At 67.6% G+C, this 18,201-nt stretch carries 8 protein-coding genes and 1 pseudogene; 2 read left to right on the top strand and 7 right to left on the bottom strand.

Features of this window, described 5'->3' with window-relative positions; translation table 11 throughout:
• The first annotated feature begins 16 nt into the window (after positions 1 to 16).
• Positions 17 to 1,792, top strand: coding sequence for a DUF262 domain-containing protein (locus tag F1C76_02195; GenBank protein ID QNG38947.1), 1,776 nt, complete (start codon positions 17 to 19; stop codon positions 1,790 to 1,792).
• Positions 1,793 to 1,821: 29 nt separating this feature from the next.
• Here the strand turns inward: F1C76_02195 and F1C76_02190 are convergent, their stop codons facing one another.
• The gene (locus F1C76_02190; GenBank protein ID QNG38946.1) at positions 1,822 to 2,406 is read right to left on the bottom strand and encodes an HNH endonuclease; all 585 of its coding nucleotides are present in this window, start codon (positions 2,404 to 2,406) and stop codon (positions 1,822 to 1,824) included.
• Positions 2,407 to 2,813: 407 nt separating this feature from the next.
• Here F1C76_02190 and dcm point away from each other — a divergent pair, with 407 nt between their 5' ends.
• Positions 2,814 to 4,022 carry a DNA (cytosine-5-)-methyltransferase gene (dcm, locus tag F1C76_02185; protein QNG35571.1) on the top strand — a complete coding sequence of 403 codons (1,209 nt, stop codon included), beginning with the start codon at positions 2,814 to 2,816 and terminating at the stop codon, positions 4,020 to 4,022.
• Here dcm and F1C76_02180 read toward each other — a convergent pair.
• From F1C76_02180 to F1C76_02155, 6 genes and pseudogenes are all read right to left on the bottom strand, one after another.
• A complete protein-coding gene (locus F1C76_02180; protein QNG35570.1) occupies positions 4,011 to 4,418 on the bottom strand; it encodes a very short patch repair endonuclease in 408 nt (135 codons plus the stop codon). The genes dcm and F1C76_02180 overlap by 12 nt on opposite strands.
• Before the next feature lie 106 nt (positions 4,419 to 4,524).
• The gene (locus F1C76_02175; protein QNG35569.1) at positions 4,525 to 5,238 is read right to left on the bottom strand and encodes a hypothetical protein; all 714 of its coding nucleotides are present in this window, start codon (positions 5,236 to 5,238) and stop codon (positions 4,525 to 4,527) included.
• Between the two features lie 59 nt (positions 5,239 to 5,297).
• Positions 5,298 to 7,274: pseudogene (locus F1C76_02170) on the bottom strand (hypothetical protein).
• Positions 7,275 to 7,339: 65 nt separating this feature from the next.
• Positions 7,340 to 11,005: a helicase gene (locus F1C76_02165; GenBank protein ID QNG35568.1), complete on the bottom strand. Its 3,666-nt coding sequence runs from the start codon at positions 11,003 to 11,005 to the stop codon at positions 7,340 to 7,342.
• Positions 10,998 to 15,020: an SAM-dependent DNA methyltransferase gene (locus tag F1C76_02160; GenBank protein ID QNG35567.1), complete on the bottom strand. Its 4,023-nt coding sequence runs from the start codon at positions 15,018 to 15,020 to the stop codon at positions 10,998 to 11,000. The genes F1C76_02165 and F1C76_02160 overlap by 8 nt, the downstream gene beginning before the upstream one ends.
• Positions 15,017 to 18,199 (bottom strand): DEAD/DEAH box helicase, encoded by a 3,183-nt coding sequence (locus F1C76_02155; GenBank protein QNG38945.1) that lies wholly within the window; start codon positions 18,197 to 18,199, stop codon positions 15,017 to 15,019. The genes F1C76_02160 and F1C76_02155 overlap by 4 nt, the downstream gene beginning before the upstream one ends.
• Positions 18,200 to 18,201 lie beyond the last annotated feature (2 nt).

Genomic DNA, 18,201 nt, shown 5'->3' with positions numbered 1-18,201 from the left:
CAAACCGGGGGAACCAATGGCCTTCCAGACACCAGTGACCGTTCAGGACGTGCTCTCGGGCATCCATGAGAAGCGGTACCTGCTGCCGGCTATCCAGCGGGAGTTCGTCTGGGGACCGGACCAGATCCGTCAGCTGATGGACAGCCTGATGCGTGGTTATCCGATCGGGTCCTTCCTGTTCTGGGAGGTCGAGGCCACTACCGCTTCGGACTACGTGTTCTACGATTTCCTGACCGACTTCCACGAACGGGACCACCCGTTCGCATCGAAGGCGACGGTCCCTTCAGGACGGCCGACGGTAGCGATCCTTGACGGCCAGCAGCGGCTCACAGCGCTCAACATCGCTGTCTACGGGAGCCACGCGGAGAAGAAGAAGTACGCCTGGTGGAACAGCCCCGACGCCTTCCCGAAGAAGCGGCTCTACCTGAACCTCCTCGAAGACCCAGACCACGGCGACCTGTCGCTTCGCTACGACCTGCGGTTCCTCGCCGACCAAGAGGCGAAGCCGCTCGACGGGGAGCCGGCCAAGTGGTTCAGGGTCGGCGACGTGTTCAGCCTCGGGGACGCTGGGCCCGCGCTGATGAATGCCCTGGCCGCACGGGGAATCGACCTCAACGGAACCGGTGCCTACAACCGGTTGTACGAGCTCTACGAGGCGTTGCGGGTCAAGCAACCTATCAACTACTACCTGGAAGGGTCTCAGGACGCAGACAAGGTCCTGGACATCTTCGTCAGGGTCAACAGCGGCGGCACGACTCTTTCCTACTCGGACCTCTTGTTGTCCATGGCGACGAACCAGTGGGAAGAACACGACGCTCGCGAAGAGGTCCGCGCGCTGGTGCAGGAACTGAACACTGGCGGATCTCGCGAGTTTTCCTTCTCTAAGGACGTCGTCCTCAAGACCGCTCTGATGGTCGCAGGGGTTGATCTGCGCTTCCGTGTCTCCAACTTCACGCGGGAGAACATGCAGAAGGTCGAGGCCGCCTGGGGTACCACCAGGGCCGCGCTCCTGCGGGCGGCGACGCTGCTGAGTCGCCTCGGCTTGTCCACGCGGAGCCTCACCGCGCACAGCGTCGTGATCCCGGTGGCCTACTTCATCGCGTCGAAGAACCTCGATGACGCCTACCTCGACTCGACGGCGAGCGCAGAGGATCGAGCCCGTCTGCAAGCCTGGATCAACAGATCGCTCATGAAGCGGGGAATTTGGGGATCGGGCCTCGACACGACCTTGACCCGGATACGGCAGGCAATAGATGCCCACGACGGCGGGACCTTCCCCGTTGCGTCGATCCAGGCCGAGATGGCTGCTATCGGGAAGTCTCTGGAGTTCGAGGCCACGGAGATCGACGAGCTGCTCGAGCTGAAGTACGGCGGCCAGAGGACCTTCCCGGTGCTCGCGATGCTGTACCCGGGCCTCGACCTCAGCAAGGTCTTCCACGAGGATCATGTCTTCCCCCGGTCGAGGTTCACCCGCAAGCGGCTTGCCGAAGCAGGGGTAACTCCACAGCATCTCGACGTCTTCATGGATGCGGTCGACCGTCTGCCCAACCTGCAGTTGCTCCAGGGGTTGGCGAACATCGAGAAGCAAGCCGTCCTGCCGGCGGCCTGGCTCGATCATGCATTCGAGTCTGCGGAGAAGAGGGCGGCCTATGTCGAGCAGAACGATCTCGGGTCCCTCCCGGAAGACGTCACCGGGTTCATGGACTTCTACGAGATCCGAAAGGGTCTCCTGCGCAGTCGCCTGCAGACGCGATTGGGCGTCAGGGAGTCAGCAGACGCTCCGAACCGATGAGGTCGGTGGCTGGGCAACGCCCTCCCAGGTCAAGCCGCGCGGAACTGTGCATAGCGCTCCATCAACCGGTCCGTGTCTGGCCGTTCCCGTCTGGCTGACGGCAGCGTCATCAGCGGCCGCTCATGATGTTCCTGGAGACCGTGGCGCAGCATCGGGCCGTCGACCTCGTCGAGCAGTCGACGGTGGATCTCGACCGTGTAGTCAGGACGGATACCGAGGATGTTCCGGTCGTAGGCGGCGTGATGGAGCTTGCAGAGCGCCAGACCGTTCGGGAGGACGGCGTCCCCGCCGGGTTGCGAGTCGGGGATGATGTGAGCAGCGTCGAGCAGCTCCCGATGGTTCAGCGAGCAGACGGCGCACCGAGTCTCGTAGGCGACCATCACCTGGCTGGCGAACACCGGTTGGTGCAGGCGTCTGCGCGTCATCGTCATCAGGTACTTCCGCAGCGCCTCCTCGACGCGACTGCCCGGCTGCACCTGGCGCTGTTCCTCCGTCAGCGCCATGACGAACTGCGACAACTCCTGCTCCTCACCGATCAGGTAGACCGGGAAGATGGCTTGGAAGATGCCAGGCCGGATGCCGTAGAACCACAGCAGCGGCGCTTGCTCGAGCATCGCGCGACGCAGTCCCTCGTTCTCCGCAGCGCCTCGCTGATCCCGGCGGAGCTTGTACCGATGCAGCCCGTCCGCGCCCTCCGAGTCGTCGTACGGGCGGGACGGCGCACCCTCCGGCGCCGCCGTCAGGATGCTCAGTGCCGACGACCACCCTCTCGGGCGCCGGATTCCACGCCCAGCGTCCACCAGCGGGAACCGGTCGCCGGCGATGCGGAAGTCGTCCCGCAGCTGAGCGCGGGTGACCGGGATGGTGCCGTCGAGGGTCACATCCCTCAGCCAGTCGAGAGCGGCTGCCCTGACGTACCGCTCCGATACTGATCCGGTCACGGGCGGAGCCTCTACTGATCCGAGCTGTTCAGCAAGCACGGGGGGACTCTGCGACACGGAGGCTGGAGCAGCCGTGTCGCATGTGGCGAAGCAGCGCGGCTCGGGCTCGCCGTGGGAGGGTGCACGTCGTGGCTCACTCGATCCTCGGACTGTTCGCCGGGGTCGGCGGCATGGAGCTCGGGCTCCAGCAGGCGGGCATCGACGAGCCGTCCGATCTCTTCGAGTGGTGGCCCTCCGCGAGGTCCGTCCTGGCTCACCACTTCGCGGATGCCGATCTGAACGGCGACGTCGTCGGACTGCGGGACCTGCGCGACGCCACGATCGTCACCGCCGGCTTCCCCTGCACCGACTTGTCGCAAGCAGGCCGTATGTCAGGTCTGGAAGGCCTGGCCTCCGGCCTGATCCGTCACGTGCTCCAGCTTCTCCGTAAGGCCAGCCCCGAGTGGGTGTTGATCGAGAACGTTCCGAACATGCTCCGCCTCGGCCGGGGCGCGGCGATCCAAGAGATCACCGCTTCTCTGGAGGCCGCTGGCTACGCATGGGCCTACCGCACCATCGACTCCCGCTCCTTCGGGCTGCCGCAGCGCCGCAAGCGCGTGTACTTGCTCGCATCCCGCATACACGACCCGGCGGCGGTCCTCTTCCGCGACGACGTGCCGTCCGAGGATCCGGACGGCGCAGCCTCCGGAGCCGCGCGGGACAGTGCATACGGCTTCTACTGGACCGAGGGCAATCGCGGCGTCGGGTGGGCGATCGACGCCGTGCCGACGTTGAAGGGATCTACGACCGTCAGCATCCCCAGCCCGCCAGCGGTGTGGATGTGCGACAGCGAGCCGGGAACGTGCATCGTGCGCCCGTCGATCGAGGCCGCGGAGGTACTCCAAGGGTTTCCCGCCGGGTGGACCGCGAACGCGCCGACCCGCGACCGGTGGAAGCTGGTGGGCAACGCCGTCAGCGTCCCGGTAGCGCGATGGATCGGGGAAGGCATGCTCGAGGCCGGTGGGTCGGCCGCCAGTCCGGACAGGAAGCCACACGTCGACGGGACTGTCTGGCCGAAGGCCGCGTGCAGTCACGCAGAGCAGAGATGGGACGTCCGGGTCTCCGAGTGGCCACGATCGCCGCTGGCTGGCTACCAGCACCTGGCCGACGTCCTCCGAACTCACGGTCAAGAGCCCCTGTCGCACAGAGCGACCAAGGGCTTCCGCGACCGGCTCCTGCGCAGCAGTCTTCGCTACTCGGGGGACTTCATGTCGGCACTCGACGAGCACGTGGTGCTCTCAGCCCCCTGATCTCGCCGCCCCATCGGGGGCTGTGAGCCGCCCGACTATGGCCGACGCGACGTCCTCCGGCACCTCGTGCTCCCAGAAGCGCAGCACTGTCCAGCCCATGTCCTCCAGTTGCGAGGTCACGTCCGCGTCACGGGTTCGGTTGGTCGAGATCTTCTCGGCCCACCAGGCTGCGTTGGCCTTCGGCGAGGTCGCGTGCAAGGGGCACCCGTGCCAGAAGCATCCGTCGATGAAGACGGCGAGCCGTGCGCGGGTGAAGGCGATGTCGATCGTTCTCCGGCGTTGGCCCGGAACCGGCCAAGTCACTCGGTAGCGAAGACCGGCAGCGTGAAGCAATCGACGGACGGCCATCTCGGGCCCGTTATCGCGCTTCTTGACAGCACTCATACGCCGAGACATCTCGGCACTGGAGGACCCGGGGTGCGGGCCGGGCTGGGGGGTCCTCGCCATCACGATCACAGCGTTCCACGGCGGAGGCTCGGTCGACGGCGCGTCCCCACCTGGGTCAGGCTGTGTAGTCCACCAAGAAGTGGCTCTCGCGCAGCTGGTCGAGGTGAATCTTGATCGACGAAGCCACGGAGGCGTCGCGCAACAGGACGCCACACTCCAGGTTCGCCTCCGCCGCGGCGGACGAGAAGTTCGCGCTGGTGATGAGTGCCGCGAGCCCGTCGACCATCACGATCTTCGCGTGCTGTATGGCGTACACACCCACCTCAGGCGGTGCCATCGTCCAGATGCGGGCGCCTGACAGCTTTCCGGCGAGTGCGGTGGCTGTCTTCGCTTGCCGCGCCTGGTCGACGACCAGGGTCACCGCGACGCCGCGGCCGACCGCCTCCCGGAGCGCCGCCACGTACGACGAACCCATGGTCGCCGAATAGGTGGCGGCGTAGACGTAGGACTGTGCTTCGTTGATCAATTGCGACGCGGCCAAGGTCGTGCGGCCTTCACTGTGCGGCAGGCTCGGGGACGTCCACACCAGTTGCGGTCGAGCGGCGCGCGGGACCCCGCTCAAGGCCGTCAGCACAACTGACAGGGCGCGGACGTCCCCTGCGAGATTTCCGAGCGCGGCGTGGAGAAGCTCGAGCGCGTGCTCACGACGATCCGCGTGGACGCTCTTGACGGCCTGGTGGAGGAGTCCGTGGCCGAGGTCGAGAGATCCGCCGATCCGCCTCGCCTCGTCCTTGGTCAGGAAGGCGCCCAGGTCGGCGGCGGCCGTCATCCGGCGTCCTCCTCGCACAGCTCGGCGAACAGCCCGGACGTCCAGGTGCTCGGGTCGGCGACCAGGTCGAGGACCATCCGTCGGTCCAGGAAGCGGTTCGTCCGCTCGCAGCTGGTCTCGCTGACGAACAGGCAGAAGTGGCAAGCCGCCCCGTGCAGGAAGTCCTCCTTGCCGCCTGGCGCTCGGTGCGAACAGATCGGGTCCGACGAGCAGCGGGTACCGCGGCGGAGGGCGTCCAGGACGACCTTCTGCAGCTTCGCCGGCTTGGCCAGCTCGACGAGGCCGCCAAGCGTGCCTTCGCTGTCCGAGGACGTCGTGCTGACGAGCACTCCAGCCGCCGGTGGGGCGTCGTCGTTGCCGGGCCACGCGAAGACACGTTCGGTCAGGCTGGCCGAGCCGTACCCGCTGGACATCGCCATCTCGCGGATCAGCAGGTGCGAGAGCGTGTGGATGGCCCAGTAGCGCGGGGACGGGAAGCGGCCGTCCGGATCGATCTCCGCTGCGGTCTTGCTGGTCCGGCGCAGGAAGTTGAGCCGGTGCGCTTCTCGGTAGCGCTGCCAGACTGGACGGCCCAGCACGTCGGCTTCCCAGCTGGCGACGCGCGCCTCGTCGAACTGGATGAACACGCCCTCCCCACGGTCCTCTGTGGCCGGCACCCACGACGGCTGGCCAGTGCGGGTGAGAGGGGCAACGCGGTCGGAGGCGTCGTCGATGCGGTCGAAGGCGTCGATCCGGGTGAACCCGATGAAGGCGTTGACCTTCTTGAGCCGCTCGACGGCGACGACGCCGGTGACGAGCGGGTCCAGCTCGGCAGCCACGTCGCGAGACGCGGCCTTGAAGTCAGGGGAGCCGCTGTACTTGGTGAACTTCGACGGGTCGCTGAGCACGGTCCACTCGGGCGCCAGCAGAGTCCGCGGATCGCGTCGGGCGGCCGCATGCTCGGCGTCGTCCGCGGTCGTCGATTGTCCGGTCGCGAGTTGGAAGGCCTCCCAGAGGACGGCGTCGTCGACGTCGTCCAGGCCGACGAGGCCATTCATGGCCGCGAGCTGCTTGAACAGGTCCAGGCTCTCGGGACCATGGACGCCGTCCAGCACCTTCTTGGGCAGGGAGGCGATGGCCGGGGCCAGTTCGGATGCCGACGCCTCGTCCTCGCGCGGCAGGGCCAGGGCGCTCACCGTGTTCGAGAACCACTGGTTGGCGGCGCCAAGCAGCATGAGCCTTCCTTGCTCCTGGCACTTGAAGAAGGCGTCGAGGTGTGGGTGTCGCCCGCGGCAGCGAGGCAGATTCGCGGCGGCTGCGCGAGTGGTCGCGTCCAGCATGCCGCGGTAGGCCTTGCACGCTTGGCAGGTGATCCGGACATCCGGACCGAGGTTGCTCTTCCACTCCTGCATGCGGAGCCGCGGTCGGGGAGCGGACGGGCACGCCGCTCCCCGGTGCACCCAGGCGACGTAGGGGAATTCGTCGAGGTGCCCCTTCTGACACGCGATGAGATAGCGGGCAGGCACTGCGGTGCGGTCTCGCGGCTTGCGCTTCACCGTGCCGCCCTTGGACCAGCCAGTGCACTTGAGGTGCAGGAACTCCGCCTGGTCCGGCCGGAACGGGTTGGTGTTCCGGTACTCGAAGCTGGCACCGTCCGACACCTGCCCGAGCAGTCCGCAGCCGGTGCACCGCAGCCACTGGGGGAAGACGCGCCCGGGAATCCCCAGGTCGGTCGCCGAGTCCTTCTGGCCGATCTCGGCGGACGCCCACGGGGGCTTGCGCAGCTCGTGCATGGTCTTGCCCAGGTGCGCCTGGACGACCTGGAGCAGGCGGGGCTCGACGATGGTCTCCGGTGGGGTGGGTCGACGGCGGTAGATGCGCTCCCAGTCGTCGAGTCCGTGCGGCATGACCGACAGGTGCGGCAGGTCGACCGTCGAGCCGATGCCCTGCGTGTAGAGCAGTGCAGAGGGCCGGACGGCGCCCACCTTTGCCCGGTTCTTCGGCTTGTTGGTCTCGACGTCGGCAATCGGGTCGAGCTCCTGCTCGACGGTGGCCACCGCCGCCTCGGGGGCGTCGGGAGAGGGGGAGTCGTCAACGGCGGTCGGGTCGTCCGACACGGTGGTCATGCGTCCTCCTCGGCGGGGGGATGGAAGGTCCAACCGGGAGCGTCGACGGGCTCCTTGGCAGCGAGATGACTCGGGCTCGGGCTGACCAGTAGATTGATCTCCGGCTGCACTTCGCGCATCGAGTTGGCGACGACGAAGACTTTCTCGGAGGCCGTGGTGGTCCGTACCTCGGGGCTGATCAGCAGCGGGCTGGTCACCTGGGTCTTGTCCGTCGAACGCTCGTAGACGAGGCCGCCGCCTTCCTCGATCGCACGTTCGAGCCAGCGGTCTTTGCGCTGGATCAGCTTGGCACGTACCCGCTCGTCGAAGTCCGGCTCGGTGTAGGCACGTGCTGCCCGTTCGGTGAGCCGCTCGATGACCTCGTCCAGGCGCTGCGCGCTGTCGATGATCCGGCCGGCGCCGAGCTCGGGGGACAGCGACTTCGGCCGGCCGACGTCCATCACCCGGGCCGCGCTCACGAGCACACCCATGAGCCCTCGCTCGAGAGCGGCCTCGGAGAACGGGGTGACGCTGAGCGCCTCCACCTGCGCGTAGAACGTCTCGTGGTAGTGCCGGAACTGTTCGAAGTGCGCCATGTCCCGCGGCCTCGACCAGTTGGCCAGCGACACGACCAGCCCGGGGCGGGACGGATCACGACCGACGCGGGACGACGCCTGGATGTACTCGGCGGTGTTCTTGGGCTGGCCGACGACGAGCATCAGGCCCAGGCGGGGGACGTCGACACCGACCTGCAGCATCGACGTGGCCAGCACGAAGTCGTACGGCCGCTCGTCGTACCCGCCCTTGACCTTGCCGGCCTGCATGGCCTCGGCGAACGCTTTCTTGCCGTTCGTGCTCCAGCGTTCCGGGTTGAACTCCAGAGAGAGCTTGTCCAGCGTGGCCCCGATCTCCGACGCCGAGATGCGCGAGGTCAGTTCCCCGATCGCCAGGCGGGAGAAGTCCGTGGTGCGGCGCGGGAACGGCTCAGTCCTGCCGGACACGCGGGTGGTGACGTCGTCGTCGAGGTAGCGCCGCATGCCGGCGAGCTCTCGCGTCGCGCTGAAGTAGGCGACCGACGTCAAGTACGGGTCGGCCGCCTTGCCGTGCTCGTCGAGCAGCATCTGCCCGGCGAGCAGGAGCACCTCGGCGATGCGGATCTCGGCGAGGGTCAGCCGGATGCCGTGCGCGCAGACGCCGAGGTACTTCCGCCCCGGGTCGTCCTCGGTGACCACCAGCTCCCTCGAGAAGAAGGTCTGCCGGACGTCGAGCACCTGCGGCGGGAAGACATCGACGCCTCGTCCGTACAGGTTGCGGACCTGGTCCTCGGCCTTCCGGACGGTCGCCGTGGAGGCGATGATCAGCGGAAGGACGGCATCGCCGTCCCTGGACCAGGAACAGAGCACGTCGACGACGTTCTCGAAGACGCCGACCGCGGTGCCGAGTGCTCCGGTGATGAGGTGCAGCTCGTCCTGGATGATCAGGTCCGGCGGGCGGAGGCGTGACACCGGCTCGACGTCGACGGCCGGGTAGGTGATGCCGCCCTTGGTGACGGCGTTGTGCTTCTGGCCCTTGCAGGAGTCGCCGCGCGCGTCGGGGTGGCGGTAGCCGTGGCGGGGGCAGCGCTCGGCGACGTAGCCGAAGAGGCTCGCCGCCTCGCCCTCACGCGCCAGCCGGGCGAACTTGTCGACGGTGGCGAGCAGGAACGTCGGCGGGTGCCGGTAGATCTCCTCGTCGACGGTGAGGATGGGCAGGCCCTCGTCGTCAGGCCCGCGTGTGGAGAAGGGGCACTCCTCGTCGCGGTCGCCGCAGTGGACGTGGATCCGCTGGGTGGTGGCCACGGCGTCGACGTCGCGCTTCGGGTCGATCGGCGTCCCGCACCACGGACAGCGCTTGATCTGCAGGACTGTGAGGCCGTGGGCGCGACCGTCCTCGGACTTGGCCAGCTTCACCTGCGCCTCGGCCTCGGCGTAGCGCTTGGGGCTGACGCTGCTGCCGACCCAGAGCCCGATGCGGAAGGGCTCGGTGCCCCAGGTGATCTCGTCCTCCCGGCGGATCAGCTCCGCCGCGCACACGAGCGCGGCCGCGCGCTGGAACTGTTGGGAGGTCAGCAGACGCAGCGTGTAGCGCATGAGGACGGCGACCCCGTCGCCGCCGTCCAGCTCCCCGTCCTCGCCCTGGACAGTTCCCTGGAGACGCCGGATCGCGAAGGTGAAGGCTGCTAGGCCGAGGTAGGCCTCGGTCTTGCCGCCACCAGTGGGGAAGAAGAGCAGTTCGACGCGGGAGTCGTCGCCGCTCCGATAGGGATCGGTCGGGTCCACCAGCGCCGGCAGCTGCATGAGGATGAAGGCGAGCTGGAACGGCCGCCACGAGGCGGCCCTGTCGCCCCTGGCCTCGACCTGGGCCAGTGCCTGCTCGATCGTAACTCCCACCTTGGCCGCTCGTGCGGCGGCGACCTGGGAGCGAATGCGCTGGTTGCGCATGGCCTGGTTCATGAACCGGAAGGCCGTCAGCGTGTCCGGGTCGCTCTCCAGCAGCAGCAACCCAGCCTCCAGCCGAGAGGCCACCACCTTTGCCTCGGCGATTGCCTCGGTCGCGGTCTGCTGTAGGTGGTCGGGGAGCGCGGCGGCAGCCAGCTCCTGGTCCCCGGCGAGCCACGTCGCGTAGCCGGCGATCATCGGCTCGAGCGCCCGGCGGATCTTCCCGGCGTCGATCTCGGCGAGAACGCGCATCGACGTGACGGTGTCGCCGGCATCACCGGCGACGGTCTGCGGGACGTCGGCCGTCGGCAGCCACGTGGTCGTGACCTGGCGAGCGCGGCGGGTCTCGGAGACCTCGTCCCAGTCGACCGAGCAGGTGCGGCCAACGGCGTACTCAAGCTTGTGCTTGTACTGCAGGTCGAGGCGCTGCCGCTCCTCGTCGGGCTCCCGGTAGCCGGGCTCGAGGACGTCGCGGCTCGGCAAGAAGCACGCCGAACCGTGCTTCGCCGTGACGGTCAGCTTCGTCTGGAACAGCCAGTCTCCGGGCGGGGCGTCGGTACCGGTGACGCGGTCGTTGCTGAGCGCCAGCTCGACGACCAGTCGGTCACCGAGCGGGAAGACCTCGACGCGAAGAGTGACGTCGGTGTCGAGGTCGAGAACGTCCGCTCGCCTGGCTGTGGTGCCTCCCAGGTCGAGCTCCTTGGGGAACTCGAAGGGCGTGCGCCGGAACCACGTGCGCTTCTTGCCGGTCTCCTCGTTCAGGCGCTGGAAGCTCTCGTAGCGGCCCCACGCGGCGATCACGACGAGCGTGCCGACATCGACGGGCACCTGAAACCGCAGTCCCATCGACGAGGGATGCGTCAGGGCTCCCTTCGGGCCGGTGTCCTCTTCGTCATCGGAGTCCGCGGTCGCGACGTCTTCGTCAGTCGGCACGGGGACGCCAGGCTGACCGAAGTGCTCCGGGTCCACATCACTGATCGCCTGCATCGGCGCGCCATCGGCTCCCTGGCTTAACGCCGCCTCCGCATCAACTTGCTGACGAGCGATCGCGGGGTCGATGGTGACTGGCGCAAGCCCGCCGACGGCGTACATGGCACGAGGGCTCGCTGAGATCTCCTCGTCAGGATCACCTCTTGGGCCTAGCAATTCCTGCTGAAGCAGATTGGCAAGCCCTGCACGAACGTAAGCCGACGGTGCGCTACTCACCAAAAATCACCGGCTGTTGACCGATTTCGCCGCGCAGAACACCGGCCCGACAATGATTCTCCTCAAGCAATCGATCTAATATCTCAAGCCTTGCGATGGGATCGATGGTGAAACGATGTTGGGTTTCCGTGCTGTTGTCGTACCCATGGCTCAATGGTAGATCGTCCCACCCATAAGCGGCCACCGTGGCGTAGTCGACCTCCACAATCGCGCTCCGCAGTTGATCGACGGCAAGGTCGCTGCTCACCGCGTGGTCGTTGACCAAGTTGTAGAGTTTGGTGACGCCAATTTCGCGATCTTGCATTATCTGCGACCTCGTGTCAACCAGGGTCCGTCCCGCCGCCTCTAAGCGGGGGGTCATGGCAGGGAGTGGAAAGTTGGCGAAGGCATCGGTAGGCGAGTAGTTTAGTCGGGTCTCTAGGGTCGAGGCAAACTTGCGCGTCCACCACTCGTGGGCTGCCGAGGACAACACGGCTTGGAATGCGTAATCTGCCCGCGCGAAGACGCAGAGCTTGTCGTTGAAAACCTGACCGGTAGGCACGCGCATGGGGATCAAGTACTTCGTGACTACGGCTACGACTAGGACCTCGTCCATTTCGTCGGTTGCAGCGTACAGGCGCTGTCGCGAATTCCAGAACTTCCACCATTCGTGCACCATGCGGGGATAACGACCGGCGTCTTTTGTGGCGCGGTCGGGTTTCACGCGCTCGCTCACAATCTTCCAGGCCGAACTGAACTGACACGCTTCGGACTCAGGTAATTCGCCGAAGTCGATGACCCAGCGATTGGCAGCCGCACGCGGGCTGGTGTTCACGTCCTCGCCGCCGAGGTATGGCTTGAGGACCGGGCGACAGGCGGGGTCCTGTTCGAGAATCGTCTGAGCTTCCGCCATGCTGAGCAAGAAGCCTGACCCCAATACGATGGATCCCTTGAATGCAATTCCTGCATTTTCTGCCAGCGCGAGTGGGTTCCCTGCGATGCGGCCCTCGGCTTTCAGAAGGGTCGAAATGCGAGCCACGGCGATACCATCCGCGACGCGCTCGATCGGCCCCTCCGGTGCGGTTTTTGAAATCCAGATCGCCGCATACTCCAGATTTGCTGACGCTGAAGGCCAAGGCGCGCTTCTGATGGAACGCATTATCTCGCCTCCTGCCATGGCGATCTGGTCGAGTCCGACACCTCGAGTATCGCCTTGCGCGATTGTGTTGGTCGCGATCAGCCCAAGGTAGCCCTTGGTCAGTAGCGACCATGCTCGCAGGAAGAAGTATGCAGCTAGGTCGGCATTGCCGGTCCGACCGTTGGCGACTCCCTGCATTAGCCACTCGCGAAAATTAGAGCCAAGGGCTGGCGAAATGCGCTTGCCACCGAGGAATGGGGGGTTGCCGACGATGGCGTCGAATCCGCCATGCTCAAGGAGTACGTCGGGGGCTTCGATAATCCAGTGGAGCGGTTCCCAGCGCTTGTAGTCGGTAGAAACGGTGGGGGTGAGTCCCTGCTCGATGATCCGGTTCAGGGCGGTGGCGTCGCCGGTGCTTCTGTCGGCGGGAAACGCTCGGATGAGGGCGCCTTCGAGCGCGGTGAATGCGTCGTCTAGGGCAGTACCACCCTTGCCGCCGAGGCGGAGTGCGGTGGCGACGATGCCGTCGGCGATCAGGCGAAGCTTGGCGGTGACCTGTGCTGACTGTTCGAGAAGGCGACGCTTGCCGTTGCGTGTGCGCTGCGGATCGTCCTCGTCGACGGTGGTGGCGAGCTGGTGGCGGATGCGGGTGACCTCGTCGAGTACGGCCTCGGCGCCGACGAAGGCGCTGAGTTGCTGGGACTTCTTCGTCTTCGGTGCGATGTGCAGATGGCGGAGCTGGTCGAGCGTGGTGAGGCCGAGCAGTGAGTTGCCGTGGAAGACCTTGTCGTCGACGAACGAAAACGGCTTGGACGGGTCCAGTGACACCAGCCAGAGCGACAGCTTGCACATCTCGACCGCCATGCCGTTGATGTCGGCCCCGTAGAGGCAGTGGGCGATGACTTCGCGGATGGCGCGGGTGCGCAGGCCGGTGTCGACGTGGTCGCCGTCGATGATGGCTTCGGCGGTCCAGGCTTCGACGAGGCGGTCGCCGAGGTAACGGGCGGCGGCGACGAGGAAGGCTCCGGAGCCGGCGGCGATGTCGGCGACCTTGAGGTCGAGGATCGCCGAGCTCGACTTGAGCCGCCAGGCGTCCTCGTCGTTGGTCTGCAGCGGTCCGGGTTCGTAGACCAGCGGCTGCAGGGCGTGGAGCACGACTTCTTCGGCGAGCGAGCGGGGGGTGTAGTGGGCGCCGGCGTTCTTCCGCGACGGGGTCTCCGACACGACCAGCCCGCCGCGCGGCACGACGTAGGGCAGGTCGCGCAGGTCGCGGCGGATGAGGTTGCCCCACGACACCAGCGCAGGAAGGAGGTCGGGGTCGTCTCCGGCGATCGGCTTGAGGAGGCGGTTCATCTCCGCCTCGTCGACGTCGGCGTCGTGCAGCTTGGCCAGCTTCGTCGCGGAGACGAGCTTCGCCGCCGGCTGGCTCTGCTTGACCCAGTCGGTCAGCTTCGCGGCGAAGTCCTTGGCGCCCCGCGACTCCTCGTAGATCTCGTCCAGGGTGTCCAGGTCGATCTCGGGTTCCTCGCCGTCCTTGCCGACGAGTCCGATTACGACCTCGGCGTCGACCTCGCGGCAGGTGTAGCCGAGCAAGCCCTCGTAGATGTAGCCGATCTGCTCGACGTCGACGTCCCGGAAGGAGATCCGCCGTGCCTGACCGCCGACCTTGGCCACCTGCACCGACTCGAGCACGTGAAGCATCACCCGGTCCGACACCCGCAGGCGTAGTCCGCCGTCGGGACGCTCGGCGGCCAGCCACGGGAACCGCTGGGGGTCGAACAGGGAACCGCCGTAGGCGGGCATTCGGACCTCGTCGAAGTTCGCCCCGCCGTAGAGCGCGGTGCTGACTGCGAGCAGCCGGTGCCAGACGTCCGTGGAGTGGTCGAGGTATTCTTCTCCCTCCTGCTGCGCCCGGCCTTGCAGGTCGTCGAGCAGGTCGCTGATCCCGTAGGCGGCCCGGTAGAGCTCCGGCGTCGGCAGCATCCCGCGCTCCTCGGCGAAGAGCAGGAAGACCACCCGCATCATCGCGGTGACTGCGGCCTGGTACATCTCGTCCGGGTCCTCGGACAGCGGGTCGTCGAGCCCCCTGCCTCGCGCGGACAGGCGCGCCTCGGAGAACGCCTGGACCAGGAGCTCGACGGACTTGCGGACCTGGACGCCGAGGGCCTCGGTGATCTCCTCGGCTTCGAGCACGCTGCGTGCGAACAAGCGTGGGAGACGGCGCTCGGGGTTCGCATGTCGCAGCGTCGACGCGCTGACCAGCGTCAGGAACGCGTCACGCAGCCGGGGCTCCTCGCGCCAGCTCAGCGCGTCGACCACACCCGACCCGGTGGTCGTGCCCTCGCCGGCCCAGACCAGCGACCACCAGCGGCCGTCGGTCACCACCCCGACCGCGACGTCGGCCCTGCGCATCAGCGCGGCCATCCGGTCGACCTCGCTCGCCGACCAGCCGTCCAGGCCTGCCGCCTGCAGGCTGTCGGTCGGCGCCACGACCCGCAACAGGCACACGAGCTCGCCGTCCCGGCCACGTAGGGCGCCGTCCGGTCGAACCGCGATCGTCTCGCCCGGCGACCGGACCACCAGGTCCTCCGGCAGCTCGCCCGGTGCGACTCGATGCCCCTCCCACCCGGCAAGGACGTCGAGCACCACGTCCACCCAGGAGCGCGCCACGTCGGCGTACTGCGCGGCCGGCGCGTTCCGGGAACTGTCGAAGGCCTGCTCCCAGGCGGCGTGGCTCTGCTTGAACGTGACCAGCCGGTCGTCGACGTCGCTCAGTGGCTCCATCCCGTTGGGCCACGTGTCCTTCAGGACCGGCAGGGACAGGAACGGGCCGTCGGTCTCGACCTGCGCCAACCAGTCCTGGTGTAGCTGCGTCGTGCTCGGCGGACGACGCCTCATCGGACCGACACCCCCCGCTCGACGTCGGCGGGGCTGATCGCGAAGAGCACCGCGGCAGGGAACGGCCATGGCTTCACGTCCTGGTAGCGGGTCTCCACCGCCTCTCGTTCGCGGCGGCGCTCGTCGTCGATTTCGTCGAGCCGTGCGCGCATCTGCCGCAGGTCCCGCTCCGATTGGTGCTGCTCGACGTCGAACAACATCGCCTCCGCTTCCTGTTCGAGCTTCTCTGCCGCGGCGATCGACTCGCGGAGGGTGCCGGCGAAGCGCGTGAAGATGGCGTCCACCCGGCCGAGGTCCTCCTCGCGCCGCTTCGCCAGTCGGTCCTCGACCTCCCGTGTCCGCCGCTCAACCCGCACCCGGATGGCGTCCTCGACGCGGGAGCGGAGGCCCGTCGCCTCGTCGTCCCATGCCGTGGCGAGGCCGTGCGCGAACTCGTTCGGCGCGGCGGTCAGCTGGTCGCCGTCCAGCGCCCGGGCCAACAGCTCCTCGGCTCGCTCGACTCCGACCTGCTGCCGACGGGCCAGCCGCGTGCCGGCCAGGAAGACCTCCTCGTGCAGCCGGAGGCCGCCCCGACCGACCAGGACGAGTCGGACGACGGCGGCGGCGAAGGACTCGTCGAGCCCGGGGACCACGACGGCGCTGACCCGGTGCAGGTCGGTCTCGCCGCTCCACAGGGCGGATCGGAGCAGCCGAGTGGACCGCTGGAGCAACGGGTGGCCCAGGTGGGCGTGGACGACGTCCGTGGTGGCGCGGGCGACGTCCTGGTCGAACGTGATGGGCCGCAGACGGTCCGGCTCCAGTCGGCTGGCCAGGCCCCGGGTGACGGGTTCCCAGGAGCGAGCGAGGGACGGCAACTCGAAGACCTCGGCGCCGCCGTCCTTGAGCTGGGTGGGGACCAGTCGAGGCTGCATGTCGAGGTCCAGAGCGGTCTCGACTACGCGTCGGAGGTTCATGGGCCGCAGATGAAGGCTCTCCCGATCCTCCTCCAGCTGGGTCTCGAGCGCGGTCAGCTCGGCGTTCACTTGCCGCTGGCCCAGCAGCATCTCGTTGACTGCGCGGTCTCCCTTGGGGGCCTGCTCGTTCGACCTTGGCGTGAGCGCGGCGCCGGTGAGCTTGCGCTGGATGTCGGGCGCGATGATCTCGTTCGCCGAGCCTAGGTCCAGCTCGACCCGGGCGATCTTGGTGGCGACCCGGGCGAGGAAGTCGACGTCCGACGCCAGGCCGGAGGGGCCCGCCACCGGCGTGAAGTGGCGGATGTCGGGCTGGTGCTCCTGGCCGTACCGGTCGACCCGGCCGATGCGCTGCTCAAGCCGGTTCGGGTTGAACGGGATGTCGTAGTTGAACAACCGGTGGCAGTTGGCCTGCAGGTCGATGCCTTCCCCGGCCGCGTCTGTGGCGAGCAGGATGCGCACCTTCGTCTTGCTCGGCGGCTCGTTGAACTGAGCGCGCGTGATCTCGCGCTGCTCGGGGTCGGTGCTGCCGTCGATCACCGCGATCCGATCGGCGTCGTAGCCGTGCTGGAGCAGGTTGTCCCTGACCCAGTACAGGGTGTCGACGTACTCGGTGAAGACGACGATCCGCTCGTCGATCCAGAGATCGCCGGCGAATAGCACCCCGTCGAGGTGGTGGACCAGGGCCGCAAGGCGGGAGTCGACGGTGCCGTCGAACTCGTGGCCCCACCGGCTGAGCCACCGCAGGCCCGCGACGTCCTCGTCGGTCAGGGGAGGGAGCTTCCGCCGGGTGCGGGCGAGGGTCAGCAGCTCGGTCTGGTCCGACTTGCCTTCCTCGAGGTCGTCGGCGTCGACGCCAAGGACGTCGTCGTAGTCGCCGGTCAGCTCGGCGTCCACACCGCGGAGCCGCGTCTCCAGGTAGACGTCCACCGTGCGGGCGAAGGCGACGGGGGAGGAGAAGAAGCGCTTCTTCAGGAGGAGCGTCGCCATGTCGCGGGCCTGCTTGGCGGCGCCATCCCCCGTGACCACCGCCTTGTCGCGCCGGTTCGTGAAGGCGAGGAGGCGCTCGTACGCTTCCTCCTCGCCCGGCGTGGGCTCGAACGGCAACGCGGTGACTTTGCGCTCTTGGAAGCCCTTCGCCTCCTTCAAGTCGCGCTTGAGCCGGCGGACGGCGACCTCGCGCAAGGCCGAACGGTCGATGTGCGAGCCGCGGACGAAGCGCTGCGGATCGATCATCTCCAGGAGTGCGGTGAACGACTCGACGTAGCCGTTGTGCGGGGTCGCGCTGAGGAACAGGCGGTGCTCGCACTTCTCGGCCAACTCGCGGACGGCGTGCGTGCGGTGCGAGTCGACGGCGTAGCCGCGGCGGGTGATGTTCAGCTTGTCGACCCGCTGCGGGCTCGACGGCGCGACGTGGTGCGCCTCGTCGACGATCAGGATGTCGTAGGCGAAGCGGCGGGCGCCCTCTCGCTTCGCTGTCTGCGAGTAGACGTCGCGGAGGAGGCGCTGGGCGCGCTGCCCGGGCAGCCAGGACATCGAGACGATGATGCGCGGGAAGAGCGTGAACGGGTTGGCGTGCAACCCGTGGCTGCGCCGGACCTCGCGCATCGTCTCTGAGTTGATCACCGTGAAGTCGAGCCCGAACTTCTCCAGCATCTCGTCCTGCCACTTCAGCGCCAGGCCGGCGGGACAGACGATGATCGCGGTGCGTGCACGGTGGCGGAGGAAGAGCTCTTGGACGACGAGGCCGGCCTCGATGGTCTTACCGAGGCCGACGTCGTCGGCGAGGAGCAAGTTGGCACGCGACTCACGGAGAGCTCGTCGCAGCGGTTCGAGCTGGTAAGCCTCGACGTTAGCGCCGCTTCGGAACGGTGCCTGGACGATCTGAGAATCGGCGGACGTGATGGCGCCCCAGCGCAATGCATCGATGAAGGCGGCCAGGCGACCGGGGTGGTCGAAACCCGCGGGGTCGATGGTCGCTGGCAGACCGAGTTCGGGCTTCAGTGATCGCCCCTGCTCCAGCTCCCACACGACCTGCAGTTCGTCGCCGAGCCGGTCTTCGTCGAGAGATTGGAGGGTGACGGCGTGCTGCAGGCCCGTGAGTGCGTCGTCTGCACCGCTACGCGGCAGACCCTGGACGCGGACATCCGTGACTGCCCAGGTCGCTCCGCGCACCTGCGCGATCTGGCCTTGCTGCGGCACCATGCGTGCGCTCGTCAGACCAGCCATCT

The organism is Geodermatophilaceae bacterium NBWT11 (genome assembly GCA_014218215.1).
In the GTDB taxonomy this organism is placed as follows: Bacteria; Actinomycetota; Actinomycetes; order Mycobacteriales; family Geodermatophilaceae; genus Klenkia.
This window is presented reverse-complemented; position numbering and strand designations above follow the sequence as displayed.

What these genes read in the sequence shown, in the direction of transcription:
- F1C76_02160 (QNG35567.1), bottom strand. Translation starts at nt 15,020, where the DNA reads ATGAGGCGTCGTCCGCCGAGCACGACGCAGCTACACCAGGACTGGTTG.
- F1C76_02175 (QNG35569.1), bottom strand. Translation starts at nt 5,238, where the DNA reads ATGACGGCCGCCGCCGACCTGGGCGCCTTCCTGACCAAGGACGAGGCG.
- F1C76_02155 (QNG38945.1), bottom strand. Translation starts at nt 18,199, where the DNA reads ATGGCTGGTCTGACGAGCGCACGCATGGTGCCGCAGCAAGGCCAGATC.
- F1C76_02190 (QNG38946.1), bottom strand. Translation starts at nt 2,406, where the DNA reads ATGCTCGAGCAAGCGCCGCTGCTGTGGTTCTACGGCATCCGGCCTGGC.
- F1C76_02180 (QNG35570.1), bottom strand. Translation starts at nt 4,418, where the DNA reads ATGTCTCGGCGTATGAGTGCTGTCAAGAAGCGCGATAACGGGCCCGAG.
- dcm (QNG35571.1), top strand. Translation starts at nt 2,814, where the DNA reads ATGTGGCGAAGCAGCGCGGCTCGGGCTCGCCGTGGGAGGGTGCACGTC.
- F1C76_02195 (QNG38947.1), top strand. Translation starts at nt 17, where the DNA reads ATGGCCTTCCAGACACCAGTGACCGTTCAGGACGTGCTCTCGGGCATC.